At 70.1% G+C, this 12,878-nt stretch carries 12 protein-coding genes; 4 read left to right on the top strand and 8 right to left on the bottom strand.

Annotation, left to right across the window (positions count from 1 at the left end; all coding sequences use genetic code 11):
• Positions 1-12 precede the first annotated feature (12 nt).
• The 8 genes from ACZ4Z5_RS32895 to ACZ4Z5_RS32860 form a co-directional block, all read right to left on the bottom strand.
• On the bottom strand, positions 13-288 hold the full coding sequence (locus ACZ4Z5_RS32895; protein WP_468269871.1) for a hypothetical protein: 276 nt from the start codon (positions 286-288) through the stop codon (positions 13-15).
• Between the two features lie 76 nt (positions 289-364).
• Positions 365-742, bottom strand: a complete 378-nt coding sequence (locus tag ACZ4Z5_RS32890) for a hypothetical protein (RefSeq protein ID WP_468269869.1) — start codon at positions 740-742, stop codon at positions 365-367.
• Between the two features lie 83 nt (positions 743-825).
• Positions 826-1,047: a hypothetical protein gene (locus ACZ4Z5_RS32885; RefSeq protein ID WP_468269867.1), complete on the bottom strand. Its 222-nt coding sequence runs from the start codon at positions 1,045-1,047 to the stop codon at positions 826-828.
• Positions 1,047-1,883, bottom strand: coding sequence for a ParA family protein (locus ACZ4Z5_RS32880; RefSeq protein ID WP_468269865.1), 837 nt, complete (start codon positions 1,881-1,883; stop codon positions 1,047-1,049). Before ACZ4Z5_RS32880 ends, ACZ4Z5_RS32885 begins: the two co-directional genes overlap by 1 nt.
• An 852-nt stretch (positions 1,884-2,735) precedes the next feature.
• Positions 2,736-4,919, bottom strand: coding sequence for a P-loop NTPase family protein (locus ACZ4Z5_RS32875; protein WP_468269863.1), 2,184 nt, complete (start codon positions 4,917-4,919; stop codon positions 2,736-2,738).
• A gap of 84 nt (positions 4,920-5,003) precedes the next feature.
• The gene (locus tag ACZ4Z5_RS32870; RefSeq protein WP_468269861.1) at positions 5,004-6,701 is read right to left on the bottom strand and encodes a hypothetical protein; all 1,698 of its coding nucleotides are present in this window, start codon (positions 6,699-6,701) and stop codon (positions 5,004-5,006) included.
• A gap of 204 nt (positions 6,702-6,905) precedes the next feature.
• A complete protein-coding gene (locus tag ACZ4Z5_RS32865) occupies positions 6,906-7,073 on the bottom strand; it encodes a hypothetical protein (RefSeq protein ID WP_468269859.1) in 168 nt (55 codons plus the stop codon).
• Positions 7,070-8,344 (bottom strand): hypothetical protein, encoded by a 1,275-nt coding sequence (locus ACZ4Z5_RS32860; RefSeq protein WP_468269857.1) that lies wholly within the window; start codon positions 8,342-8,344, stop codon positions 7,070-7,072. Before ACZ4Z5_RS32860 ends, ACZ4Z5_RS32865 begins: the two co-directional genes overlap by 4 nt.
• A gap of 167 nt (positions 8,345-8,511) precedes the next feature.
• Here ACZ4Z5_RS32860 and ACZ4Z5_RS32855 point away from each other — a divergent pair, with 167 nt between their 5' ends.
• From ACZ4Z5_RS32855 to ACZ4Z5_RS32840, 4 genes are all read left to right on the top strand, one after another.
• The gene (locus ACZ4Z5_RS32855) at positions 8,512-8,799 is read left to right on the top strand and encodes a hypothetical protein (RefSeq protein ID WP_468269855.1); all 288 of its coding nucleotides are present in this window, start codon (positions 8,512-8,514) and stop codon (positions 8,797-8,799) included.
• A 94-nt stretch (positions 8,800-8,893) separates the two neighbouring features.
• Positions 8,894-9,064, top strand: coding sequence for a hypothetical protein (locus ACZ4Z5_RS32850; RefSeq protein ID WP_468269853.1), 171 nt, complete (start codon positions 8,894-8,896; stop codon positions 9,062-9,064).
• A gap of 192 nt (positions 9,065-9,256) precedes the next feature.
• Positions 9,257-12,211: a DUF927 domain-containing protein gene (locus ACZ4Z5_RS32845; protein WP_468269851.1), complete on the top strand. Its 2,955-nt coding sequence runs from the start codon at positions 9,257-9,259 to the stop codon at positions 12,209-12,211.
• The gene (locus ACZ4Z5_RS32840) at positions 12,211-12,780 is read left to right on the top strand and encodes a transcriptional regulator (RefSeq protein ID WP_468269849.1); all 570 of its coding nucleotides are present in this window, start codon (positions 12,211-12,213) and stop codon (positions 12,778-12,780) included. The genes ACZ4Z5_RS32845 and ACZ4Z5_RS32840 overlap by 1 nt, the downstream gene beginning before the upstream one ends.
• The last annotated feature ends 98 nt before the right edge of the window (positions 12,781-12,878 follow it).

The raw sequence follows: 12,878 nt of genomic DNA, 5'->3' as shown, positions 1-12,878 counted from the left end.
GCTCCGGCGAGCCTATCCGCCCATGAAATAGCGCGGGTTGTAGCCCCTGAACTGGAGTCGCCAGGAAAGGAATTCACGGGCGACGGATTCCGGGATGCAAAGGCCGAAGCTTTCCAGGCATTCGCGCTGAACATCTGCGGGGTAGAGCTTGCTGAACTCGACTTCCACGGGGTCTCTGATAACCCGTGAAATCACCGTGTCGGTGGCGGAGATGATGACGCGGCGGTGGTGCTCGGCCTCGCGGGCCTGAGCGGCTTCCTGGCGACGTCGGCGGAGGTAGCGGAACAAGGGTCCTGGCTTCCTGTGAAGCAGGGTTCCAAGCATCCTGGGAAGCTTGGAACCCTGCTGTCCCGGGGTGTGGTGGTCAGATGCCGATGTGGCGCCGGCCGGACTCGTACATGCGCCGGACGCTGGACTGCTTCTCAGCGTCCTCGAACAGGACGGCCGCGATGCGGCGCCAGGACAGCCCGTAGTGGTCGCGGAGCTGGACGACCTGGACGGCCGCGCGGCGCTCCAGGAGCTGCGCGAGACCGGCCGTGTGCATCGCGGCCGCGAGGGCCTGGCCCTCGTCGGCGATGGGCTCACCGGCGAGGCCGGCCTCGCTCGCGCCGAGGGCTTCGAGCGCGTAGGCGAGCTGGTCGCCCTCGATGGAGCGCGCGAGGTAGCCGCGGGGGTCGTCCTGCTGGGGGTCCCAGGTGATCTCGGCGCGGTTTCCGGCGGTCTTGGTGACGTTCACGGACATGACGGTTCCTCCCCTGTAGGTGGTGTGCGCGTTGCGCACAGGAAGACTGTCGCACGGGGTGTGCGCAACGCGCAAGGGGTTCGTCAGAGTCGGGGCGGGTGCTTCTCCACCCAGGCTTCAATGGCCTCGGCGACGGCATCCTTGAGCTTCACCTCATGCACCGCCAGAGCCAGAGTGAGTTTCCGACGCAGGGGCGTCGGAATGGTGGTCGTGATGGCGACTTCATCCGTCTTGTTGTTCACCGGGGCTTTCGGCGGACGGGTAGGAAGCTGGCGTTCTTCGGAGACTTCTTCATAGGCGGGCATCAGGCGGCTTCCTTCATTACGGTGTCGATGCGGTCGCGACTCCACTTGTAGACGTCTCGGAATAGCGATGCCATTTGGCGTTCTTCGGGTCCGAGTTCCGTGAGCGGGCGCGCGTTTTCGGTCGCCTTTTTGAATGAGACGTACTCGGGGAGACGAGTCGGGCACATTCCTTCGGCGCCTACGATCTTTTCCATCTCTCCGGCGCGCTGGCGGTGGAGAGTGAGGTTCGAGCGGTACCGGCTGACGACCATTCCCGCGATTTCGAGTTTCGGATTGAGGGTGTCGCGGTCCGCGATAACCCTTTCCTTTACGCGGCGCGCGGCCTGTACGGCTTCGTATTCGCCCTCGCAGGGGATGAGGAGAACGTCGCTCGCGGTCCATGCGAGGTCGGTGAGGTGGCACAGCAGCCGGGGCGGGCAGTCGATGAGGACGAGGTCGAACCCCTCGGCCACGCCCGCGAGTGCGCGCAGCAGCCGGCGTTCGCTCGCGGCCTGGGCGGCGCTGCGGACGACCAGCTCCAGGTCGAGGTGGGAGGGCGCGATGCGGATGCGGTCGGCGTAGATGCCGCCGTAGCCGCAGGGGACGAGGATGCGCTCGATCTCGCCCACGGCGGGGCGCTCCAGGACGTGGGCGAGGCTGGCCTTCAGGTGCTCGTCCGGGTCGGGGCTGATCTGGGCCCGCAGGCGCCGGGTGAGGCTGGCCTGGGGGTCCATGTCGATGGCCAGGACGCGGTGGCCGGCCTCGGCCGCGGCGACCGCCAGGCCGTGAGAGAGCGCGGTCTTGCCGACGCCGCCCTTGTGGTTGGCGACGGCGACGTGGGGTGGGAGGGCTGTCATTCCTGCCTGCTTCCGGGGGTGGAAGTGGGGATTCGTCAGGCCAGACAGTGGCAGCAAGCATCCCAGCGAGCAAGTTCCCAAGCTTCCTGGTGAGCTTGCCTCACAACTGGCCCTACAACATGCCTTTCAACTTGCCCTACAACTTGCTCTACGGATTGCCCTACAACTTGCCCCCAGACCGGGCGCGGTGAGTGGTGGTCAAGGGGTCTGACCTGCATGTCAAGGGGTCCCAGCGGGACGTGACGGGCGCCGACTACTTCTCTACAGAGGGGTCTGAGCGAAGCCGGACCCGTGCCGACGTCCGAGGCGGCCCCCGAGGACAGGGCTTGCCCAGGGCCATGGGCAAGCCTCCCGAGGCCTGGGCAAGCCTCTCCGGCCGGTGGGCAAGCCCAGGCTTGCCCAGGCCCCGGGGAAAGGCCGGCGGCCGGGCGCGAGGGTTGCACCGAAGGGTGGCTGCACGGTTGCCTGCACAGGTGCTCTAGGCGGGGGACCGGGGGTTGGACCGGGAGTGGGACCCCCCGTTTCGGCGGTCGGCCCGTTCGCCCAGATCACCCCGCCTGGGCAAGCCCCTTCCGCGCGACGACACCTCTTTGTACGCGTCAGCCGGACAAAGAGGTGGGTGTCTGCGGTGGCCGGGCGGCGGGTGCCGGACGTGCCGCGGGCCCCGTCCGATCCCGGACGAGGCCCGCTCTTGGTCGTTACGGAGTGTGGTCACCTACTGGGTAGTGGGTACTGGGTAGTGGGTACTGGGGGGCCGCTGTAGAGCGGGTTTCCGTCCGCGCGATCCACTGGAGGCGTCCTGCCGGGTAGTGGGGAGCGCCCCACTACCCACTACCCGGTAGCTCTGCGTGGTCAGGCGTAGTCGCGGTGGACGTAGCAGGAATGGGGCCCGTTGTCCCTGTAGACCAGCTCGTCGCACGCGCGCAGCGCGGTCCGGACGGTCTTGCGGTCGAGGCCGACGATCTCGGCGATGGCGCCCACCTTCATGCCGTCGGCGCCGCTCGCGCGGATCGCGTCGATGGCCTGGGGGAGCCAGGCGGGTCCGGCCGGCTTGTGCTCCTCGGTCGGCTCGGGCCGCTCCTGTCGGGGCGCCGGGCGGTCGGCCTCGGTTGCCTCGGGGATCTTGTCGAGGGCGGCCAGGAGCTTGGACAGGTCCGCGTCCGTCAGCGGCCGGTCGTCCTGGGGCTGCTGCTGGGGCTCCTCCTGCTTCGGGGCCTGGGCGGGCTCGCTGCCGTCCACCGGCCGGGAGGGCAGGTTGAGGGTGCGCCGATATTCGATCTTCCCGCGCGTGGTCGTACCTGCCTCCGAACTCTGGCTTTCCGTCGCGCCGATGGAGCTGATAAGCCGGGTGATGTTCTCCGGTGACCACCTTTCGAGGTAGGCGTCTCCGGCTGCATCTGCCGCCGACTTTTCGAGCTGGGGACGGAATTGGCTCGTGCGGATAGCGATTTCGCGGTGCAGGCTCGAATCGGTGAGAAACGTTCGCATTGCGGTCGGGTAAATCTCGGTGTCCGGGTCGCCGGTAACGGCGCCGATAACTCCGGATCCCTTCGAGCGGAGCTGTCGTGCGTCGATTCCCTTGACGCTGCCGAACAGTTTTGCCACGGAGGCACCTTCGGAGTCGGTGGCGGTGAGGGCGACTCGGACGGGGGAGTACTTGCGGATGGCGCTGTCTCCGAGGCTGGAGACGTTGCCGTCGGTCGCGGTGAGGATGAGCCGGATGCCCATCGCGCGCAGGGTGCGGATGACGGCCACGATCTTCGTGCGCACGCGGTTGCGTACGGGGTCGCGGCCCTCGTAGGCGAGCATCTCGGCGCCCTCGTCGATGATGCAGAAGATCATCGGCTGCTGTGCGGTGACGTGCAGCAGCTTGGTGTTGGCCGCGTCGGCCAGGCGCCGTTCCCCGATCGCCAGCAGGGCGTCCAGCATGGTCTCGGCCTCGGCCAGGGTGGTGGCCATCCAGTCGATGACGGGCCGGGTGTCCTTGGGCGGGCGCGGGGTGCCCGCGGGCGGGTCGATGTGGCCGGCGGCCTCAAGCCAGGGGCGGTTCCAGTGCTTGAAGTCGGCGCACCGCTTGCCCACGTCCATGGCCATCACGATCACGTCGGTGCAGCGAGCGAACGACGCGACGATGCCGTCCAGGAGCGTGGTCTTGGCGCTGCCGGGCGGGCCGATGATGAGCGCGCAGGCCTCGCGCAGGTGCAGTTCGACGGGGTGGCCGGAGCGGTCCACCGCCCAGGGAACGGGGCCGTTGACGCTGAGCGGCGTCCCTGCGTCCTCGATCGGGTAGCGGGTGGTGAGGGCGGACATGTCGTGGGTGTCGATGTCCAGGATCATGTGGCCCTGCTTCCCGGCGCGCTCGATGCGCACGAGGCAGCCGGTCGGCAGTCGGGCGGCTTCGGCCAGGGCCTGGGCGTATCCGGCGATGCGGTCGGAGGTGATGCCGATCGGGAGGCTGATCTCCATGGCGAATCCCGAGCCGTTGGGGCGCCGGGTGAACCCGCCCCCGAACTCCACCGGCACGCGGGTGACCTGCTGGATGAGCGCCATCCAGGCGTCGATGGTCTTCCAGTCGGCGCGCGCGATCTCGGCCTCGGCCATGGCGGCCTGCAAGGCGCGGGCGGCGTCGTCGGCGGCTTCCTCGCGGACCTCGGCGGCGTAGGCGGCTCCGCCGATGCCCACCGTGATGGCGGCGAGGGCGGCCAGCGCGGTCCATGCCTGCTGCCCGGTCCACTCGGCGGGGTCGGAGGCGATCACGACCGAGGTCCAGCCGGAGGACAGCAGCCATCCGGCGGCCCGGGTGGCGAGGCTGAAGCGGCCCAGGCGCTTGCGGAGGCCGGCGCCGATGCCGTGCGCGGCGGCACCGACCACGCCGACCGCCAGCGGCCAGCCGGACGGCATGTGGGTGAGCGCTCCGGTGCTGGCCACCGCCATGGACGTGGTCGCCATCGCGAGCGGGCCGGAGACGGGCCCGTGGCGGGCGGCCCAGTCCAGAGCCAGGTGGGCGCGGTGGTCAGCGGCGGTCTTCCGGGCCATGAGGACTCCCTCGGTCGGTGGGTGGGTGGTGTGGGACGGGCGGGCGCGCTCCGGCGCGCCCGCCGGGTGGTGCAGGGGGAGTTCTCACTCCTCGTTGCGGCTGACGTCCCACAGCTCCTCGGCCGTGCGCCCGTCGGTGTGGCGTGCGATGTCGGCCTCGTGGTGGGCGTGGAACAGCTCGCCCACCGCCTCCGCCGCGTCCACGCAGGAGACGAGCTGCTTGTGCAGGTCCGACAGCGCGTCGTTGACCGCCGGGTGCAGCGGCATGTTGTCCGGCGAGCACTGGGCGGCCACGGTCGCGAACGTCTCCGCGATGGCGGCCATGGCCTCGGGCAGGGTCTCCATCTGGGCCAGGACCTGCATCATCCCGCCGGGCTCGGCGCTCTGGGCCTGGGTCAGCATCTCGGCCGCGGCGTCGCGGAAGTCGAATCCGAGGGTCACGTCTGCCTCCTGTGTGGTGGTGGGTTCGACCGCGCCGGCGCGGCGGGGTCGGTCAACGTCTCCGGGCCGCGGGCGCTCCATCTGCGCCCGGTCGGCCTCGGCCTGGTCGTGCTCCTGGTACGCGGCGATGTCCCGCTCCACCCGGGCCTGGGTGGCCGCCCGGGTGAGTCCGCGCCACACCGCCCGGCCCCAGCGCGGCGGCCGGATGCGCAGCAGCTTGGCCAGCGGCCACAGGGCCATGGACAGCACCCCGAGCGGCGTGGCGGCCAGCGCGGCGAGCGCGCGCCGGGCCTGGAAGCGGGCCGCACTGCGCCGCAGCGCGTTGCGCCGGGCCCGGGTGCGGGCGCGCTCCTCGATGCGGGCCTGCGCCTGGGCGCGCCAGCGGTCGCGGATCTGGTCCCGGGCCTGCCGGTAGGCGGCGCGTCGGCGGGCGAGGAACCCGCGCGGCTCGCGCCCCGGGGTGCTCGTGCTCCTGGGCGTGCTGCTCCCGCCGGCCTTCGGCGCGGTGTTGGCGGGGGCGGTGGTGTTCCGGCGCCGGGCACGGGCCAGGGTCTGGGCCGCAGCACCGCGCCCGGCCCTCCACATGCGCCCAACGGCCCCGCCGCGCCCCCCAGATGCGCTCTGGGGGCCCTGGCGGCCGGAGTTGGGCGCGCGGTGCCTGCCGCCCGCTCCCGTGCCCTTGGACAGCGACATGGGGCCCCGGGTGCCCGCGCCGGAGTTCTGCTGCTGGGCGCGGCGCTGCTGCCGGGCCTCGCGGCGCCCGTCGGCCAACTGGCGGCGTGCTGCGGTCTTCTGGGCCCCCGCGGCGGTCCGTCCGACCTGGGCGGTCTGAGCGGCGCTCTGACGGCGCGCCTGACGCACCGCCGCGGCGTGCTGGGCGGCACGGGCCCCCAGGCCTGCCCCCGAGCGGCCAGCGCGCGAGGAACCCGCGCCGGAGCCGGAGCCGGAGCCGGAGGCACGACCGCCACCGCCGGAGCGCCGGAGCGCGGCACCGCCGGAACGCAGAGCGGAGCTGGGCGCCGGGCGCGCGGCCGGTCGCTGGGTGGGAACACCGCCGGAACGGCGGGGAGTCCCGGCCCGACCGCCGGCCAGGCGCGGGGCCCGCGCCACGGCGACCACGGCCGGCACCAGGGCGAGGGCTCCGGCCAGCAGCAGGGCGGCTCCGCCCCCGGCGGCCAGTCCCGTGGCGGAGACGGTGGCGATCGTGCCCGTGGTGCCCACGGTCACGGCCGGGACGACGGGCAGACCACCCGGCGTGCTGACCTCCTCCGGGGCCGGGGCCGACTCGGGAGCGGTCGGCGTAGGGGCGGTGGCCGTAGCGTCCGGGCCGTGCTGTGTCATCGGAGCGATTCCGGACTCGCTTGGCGCGGCGGGGGTTTGTGCCTGGGCTTCTGGAGTCGTCATGCTGTACGCACCTCCTGATTGCCTGACAGGGATTCAGTGGGGGTGGTCCCGGCGGGGAGTCGTCCCGCCGGGACCGGTCATTGGTGGGGTGGATGTGGCGAGGGTAGGGGCCGGAGCGGACACCCGCCCCGGAATTGCAGATCAGCGGCTTGCGGGCGCCGACACCGGGCGGGATGCGGCCGGTTCGGGCCACACCGTGACGACCTGGCCCCGGTAGTTCTGCAGCGCGCGCCGCAGAGGGCTGTTCGCCGGAGACGTGTTGGGGTCGAGGACCACGATCGTGGTCCGCCCCTCGTGGTACTCGCTCACCGGTAGAACCCCGTTCCGTCCCCGTCGCGCGGCTCGGCCGGCCCCTTCGAGGACGCCGCGGCCTTCTTGGCCTCGCGCACGTACCGGTCCACGCTCGCCGTGTTGGGCATCGCCCCGAGCACGCCCGCCAGGCGCTGGGCGATGTCGTCCACGTCGGTGATGCCCATCGCGTACAGGGCGTGCACTCCGGCCCGCAGGTTCGACGGCGGGCGCTGCTCCGGCACCCGCTCGCCCGGCTCCGGCTCCGGGTAGCCGTGCTCCGCCTCCGCCTCGTCCTGCTCCGGACGCTCCGGGGTCTCGCTCCGGAAGACCGGGACGGGTTCCGGCGTCCTGAGCTGCGCGGATACCGGGACTTCCGGAGCTTCCGGAACGTTCCGGCGGATGCCGGAAGGCCGGTAGGACTCCACCTTCTCCAGGACCTGGCGGGGCGGGAAGCCCGCGTCCATCGCGGCCTGCATCGAGGCGTCGGCCTGGGCGGAGGCGGCGTGCCAGGCGGGGCCGTAGCCCTGGGCGGAGGCGATCTCGCGGGCCCGGAGCTGGTCGGCGACCGCCCGGCGCAGCTCGTCGGAGTCCGGCTCGGGCTCGACGTCGATGACGTCCTGGGCGTGCGGCGCGCGGGTGACCTCGTGGGTGGCTCCGGGCCCGTACAGGTGCTCAATGGCCAGGCGGTGCGCGGTGGCCTGGGCACGGGACCGGGCAACGCGCCGGTCCACTCCGGCGATGGCCAGCTCGGCCGCGGCGGCGTCCTGCTCCGCCGCGACCCATCCGGCAGCCTGCGGGGAGAGGTCGCGGTGGACGTACCCGAGGACGCCCAGCCACAGCAGCTTGGCCACCAGGCTCACGGCCGCGCCGCAGATCGCGAGGCCGATGTCGTCCTGGGCCAGGCCGTCACCGGCGATGGCGCCCATCGTGAAGACCAGCAGCAGCCAGCCCAGGACCCGGGCCCGCTTGCGGCGCTGCTTGTCGTAGCGGCCCAGGTACTCCATCAGCAGCACCACGACCCACGAGGCGTCGAACACGGCCGCGGCGGCGTAGCCGACCCCGCCGTGCAGCAGGTTCCCGATGCTCACCGTGGACCACACGATCGAGGCCAACGTCAGCGCTCCGGTCACGGCCAAGGCGGCGGCCAGGGCCCGCTGCTCCCAGTCGACCGGGATGCGCGGCGCGGCCGGCGGGGGCACGTCCTCGCGGATGTGGTGAGTCTTGCCGTGCATGGTCACCGGGACCATGCGCTGCTCCATCGCCGTGCGGCGACCGATACGATCCAACACAGGATCGCCCTCCTAATTCAGGTAGGTGGGGTGGTCTCAGGCCTCGGCGCGGGTGTCTCACCACCCTGCCGGGGCCGCCTCGTTTCCGGGGCATCACCACCATGACACGTAAAGCACGGTCCGTGCAAGTACTGCACGCGGCGTGCTTGATGAGATAGGCTCTCCTCGTGACCAACGACGACCGCACGCTGCGAGAAGAACAGCAGGCTGCCGCCCTCAGGGAGGTAGCCGACCTGGGAAAGCGCCGCGCCGAGCTGCTGAGGCAGGCCGATGAGCTGCTCAAACCCCTCGGGGTCGCGGCCGTCAACGCCGTGCGCATCGGCGCTCCCCGCCGACGGACCCAAGATCTAGCCCAGGTCAGCACTGGGGTGTTCTACGGCTGGTTGCAGAAGGCCGGCATCGAGGTCCGGCCCAAGCGCCCGGCGGGTCGGAAGGGTGACGAGGCAACCGCCTAGTCGAAGGCTTCACCCCCCTTGACCGCCTATGAATCCGAGCCGGTCAAGGGGTAGTCCGCCTATAGATCCACAGCACACAGGAGGTGGCGAGACCATGACAGAAGAGTCGTACAACGCCCGGCACCGCGCCCACGCTCGTGCGTCACGGGAGTTCGCGAAGGACCACCCGGACTGGGACCCGTGGGCCTCTGGACGTCTCCAGGTCCACAAGGACCACGACCGCTACGTCAGCGTGCGGGTGCCTCAGATCCTGGCCCAGGACTGACCTGTCCGGTACAGGGCGTAGGCTCTCCGCTACTTGATCCAGAAAACGCGAGAGACCCCCGGGTCATCGGTGTTACCAGCACCTACCCGAAGGCCTCGCGTGAACGTCTCGTAGTTCGCTGTCGAGTGTAGGGGAGATTTCTCCCTCACCACCACAGCAGCGGGCTACTGCATTGTCAGGAAGGCCCCATACATGCAGAAGCGTCCCACCCCGACAGACGAGGGTGACGCCACACCGCAGCAGCCGCCATCGACCACGTTCGGCGTGCTTGAGCCGATCGCCGGGATGCGCGCCGGGTGGTACTACAACAAGATCGACCGGGCGATCATGCACAGCCCGGCTCGTGGCGGCCAGCCGCTGGTGATCGGCTTCGTGCCCAAGGTCATCGGCCTTGTCACCGCCCGGTCCGAGGACGGCAAGCACAACGGCATCCGCTACCTGATCGACACGATCGAGGGACCCCGCATCGTCAGCGAGGACGAGCTGGACACCGGGACCTGGGCCGGGAAGATCGGCGTGCAGAAGCCGTCCGGCCGTGACGCCGTCCAGGCGTTCGCCACGATGATCCGCAAGCAGTCGCTCGACACCCCCGAGGTCCCCTCCCGCGTCTCCCGCGCCGCTGACGGCTCGCTGGTGATGCCCGAGGCCACCGCCCAGGACATCGGCTACCGCGTCACCTGCGGCGAGGAAGACGCCGCCCGCGACTTCTGGGCGATGGCCGGCTACTTCGGTCACGGGCACGGGCCCACCGCCCTCGTGCTCGGCGCCGCGTTCGCCGCGCCGCTCCTCGAAGTGCTGGGCCTGCCCGCCTGCATCCTGAACCTCGTGGGCGAGGGCCAGTGCGGCAAGTCCACCACCCAGGTCGTCCAGGCCTGCCTGTACGGCTCGATCCGCGGCGACACCCAGAAGCTGTTCCAGGGCTGGGACACCTCCAAGCAGGGCCTGCCCCAGCTCTTGCGCGAGGTCCGGTTTCTGCCCATCTTCCGCGAGGAGTTCTCCAGCCTGGCCCTGAACCTGGCCGCCGGAGAGCAGCTGCTGTCCGTCATCGTCGCCGGAGCCACCCGCACCACCGGCGGCAAGGACGGCACCGTGATGCCGGGCAACGGCCGCTTCCACTCCCTGCTGGGATCCAGCTCCAACCGGCCGCTACGCCGCCCCGGGCAGACCGAGGACCTGGCCAGCCGCCTGTACGAGGTCACCGGCCCGTTCTGGCAGAACGTCTTCGTCAACACCGACGGCCAGGTCGTGCAGCCCAGCGCCGAGGCCGAGCACCTGTCCCAGTGGCTCAAGCGCCAGGCCTCGGACTTCGCTGGCTGGCCGTTCGAGTGGGCGATCCGGGCCGGGGTGTACTCCGCGGAGTCCCTCGCCAAGTGGCGTCGCCTCCACCGGCGCCTGGCCAACGCGTACGGCGCGCACGTCGGCGGAGTGGCCGGCACCATCGCCGGGATGCACGCGGCCTGGGTGGTCGGCGCGCACATCCTCGGGAAGGTCATCGACATTCCCGAACTCGCCCAGGCCGCAGACGCCGCCGCGCGCGAGCTGCTGGACGCCGCCACGGTCTCGGCGGTCGCCGCGCACCTCCCGGCGGGTCAGCGGCTGTGGGACGCACTCGACGCCGCGCGGGTCGCCCCCTCGGAGTTTCCGGCTATTGAGCGGGTACCGGGACTTCTCGAAAGTGAAATGCGGTCCCAGATCCAGGGATTCACGACCAAAGATCAGTTGTGGGTTATCCCGGCTTGTCTGGAAGTCATCGCGCGAAAAGCCGAGATTGAGAACGTGTCAGCTTGCATCGCCGACATGAAGAACCGTGGGGTTCTTGTCCCGGGTGATGGAAAGAACGACCGGCGGCAGATTTCCCGCACGCTGCGCGGTGCCTCGGACCGTATCCCCCGGCGTATGTACTGCTTCTCTGTCTCCAAGGCCGAGGAAGCGTACGGCGGTCCGGATGAGGACGAGGACCAGGAGCAGCAGCAGCCCGGCGCGCCCGGCGCCCAGGCCGTGACCGATGGCCAGACTGTGACCGATGGCGTGACCGATGTCCAGGCGGGCACGTTCCAGGCCCTGCTGGAAGCGGCCGAGATCCAGGTACCGAAGGATCCGGGGAATCTGGGATCCCAGGATTCCAGGAACCTTGCTGCCCAGGAACAGCAAGGCACAGCGGTGCCTGGGCAGCGTGAGGAGCGGCGACCGGTGCAGGCGCCGGCCGAGGTCCCGAACCTCATCGGCCAGGCCGTCAGCGAGGCCCTGGAGGCGCACGGCGGCGACGTCGAGGCGGCCACCGCAGCTCTGGTGAAGCGCGCCATCCCGGACGCCATGAAGCTGCTGGACGTCTGCCGGACCGGCGCCCGGTACGAGCACACCTCCTACCTGCCCATGCTCGACGTTCTCAAGAAGACGTCGTCCAAGGGCTCTGACCAAATCTGGGAGGCCCGACCGAAGTTCATCCGCAAGGACCTGATTCGCAAGGGCCCCCGGCAGACGGTTACCGCGCTGGATATGAACGGCGCCTACCTCTCCGCGCTCAAAACCCATCTCCCGATTGGCGCGTTGCAGCACAGCACCGACGGTAAGCACAATCCGCGCCGTTCTGGAGTGCACCTCGTCACGCCGCCGGAATGGAACCACCCCGAGCTTCCCAACCCCCTTGGCGACCGCGAGGAACCGGGCCAGGTCTGGATTACCGAAGCGACACTGCGCCTGCTGCTCCGGCTTTCGACGGAGAAGTACGGTCGGCTGTGTGAGGCTCCGGTTATCCACGAGTCGTACACCTCGGGTGCGAGTGAGAATCTTCTGGAGAAGTTCCGGCGCACTCTGCGGGACGCACGAGAGGCCGCTATCGCTTCCGGCGACGAAGTCACCCTGGAATACGTGAAGTCGATGTACTCCAAGTTCGTTTCCACCATCGGTGAGTCGAACGCCAATCACGACATCCGGCGCCCGGACTGGATGCACATCATCCGCTCCCAGGCATTCTCGAACCTCTGGATGAAGGCAATGAAGGCCCACAATTCCGGGCTGACGATTGTTAAGATGGCGGGCACCGACGAATTGCACGTGGTCGGTGACTGGCAGCAGGTCTTTCCCGAGGGCCGGGGAGTTTCCCAGGTGAAGGTGAAGGACGAATACGAGATCGGGGAGGGTGAGTAATGCCGGGCAGGGTTCACGACTTCGGCAAGTACGGCGCCCGCGGCCTCAAGTCCAGCTTGGCCGTCGCCATCCAGCTCGACATCCTGGCCGGCGGCATCGCGTCCCCCGTGGACAGCGAGCGCGGCCTGGCCGCCCGCCTCCGCTACCTCACCGCCTCCCCGGGCGGCTACGAGGCCATGGAGCGCGCCGGGATCTCCGTCAGCGTCCGCACCCTCATCGGGTGGCTGGCAGAGACGCAGACGCCCAACAGGGCCAACCTGAACAAGATTGACGACGCCTACTGGGACTACCGGCGCCGGAACATCTCCAAGGACCTTCTCAAGCGGCTCAACGCCAATGGAGGCACGCGGGTGGAACTCTCGCCGCTCGATCAGTCCGGGGTGCGGGCCTCACGCCAGCGCGATATCACCCACCGGTCCCTGAACATTCGGCGCTGGGATGAAATCGTGGCGTGCTGGGCCGAGGACGACCTGGACGGCCTGGAAGACGAATGGTGCGATTGGCTCATGGACATCGGCACCGACTGGGGTGAATACCACTACGTGAGCGCGGTGGGATTCTCCGCCTAACCGGCGGTTAATCCGAGGTTCAGCGGGTATCACAGCAGTAAACGGGTGGAAGTGGTCGGCGCGGGAATAACCGCGTCGGCCACTTCTGCTTGTGCGGA

The sequence above is a fragment of the Streptomyces sp. NPDC030222 genome (genome assembly GCF_055573115.1).
Note: the sequence above shows the minus strand (reverse complement) of the source record. Positions and strands in the feature narration are given on the sequence as shown.

What these genes read in the sequence shown, in the direction of transcription:
- ACZ4Z5_RS32890 (WP_468269869.1), bottom strand. Translation starts at nt 742, where the DNA reads ATGTCCGTGAACGTCACCAAGACCGCCGGAAACCGCGCCGAGATCACC.
- ACZ4Z5_RS32845 (WP_468269851.1), top strand. Translation starts at nt 9,257, where the DNA reads ATGCAGAAGCGTCCCACCCCGACAGACGAGGGTGACGCCACACCGCAG.
- ACZ4Z5_RS32870 (WP_468269861.1), bottom strand. Translation starts at nt 6,701, where the DNA reads ATGACACAGCACGGCCCGGACGCTACGGCCACCGCCCCTACGCCGACC.
- ACZ4Z5_RS32840 (WP_468269849.1), top strand. Translation starts at nt 12,211, where the DNA reads ATGCCGGGCAGGGTTCACGACTTCGGCAAGTACGGCGCCCGCGGCCTC.
- ACZ4Z5_RS32875 (WP_468269863.1), bottom strand. Translation starts at nt 4,919, where the DNA reads ATGGCCCGGAAGACCGCCGCTGACCACCGCGCCCACCTGGCTCTGGAC.
- ACZ4Z5_RS32880 (WP_468269865.1), bottom strand. Translation starts at nt 1,883, where the DNA reads ATGACAGCCCTCCCACCCCACGTCGCCGTCGCCAACCACAAGGGCGGC.
- ACZ4Z5_RS32850 (WP_468269853.1), top strand. Translation starts at nt 8,894, where the DNA reads ATGACAGAAGAGTCGTACAACGCCCGGCACCGCGCCCACGCTCGTGCG.
- ACZ4Z5_RS32885 (WP_468269867.1), bottom strand. Translation starts at nt 1,047, where the DNA reads ATGCCCGCCTATGAAGAAGTCTCCGAAGAACGCCAGCTTCCTACCCGT.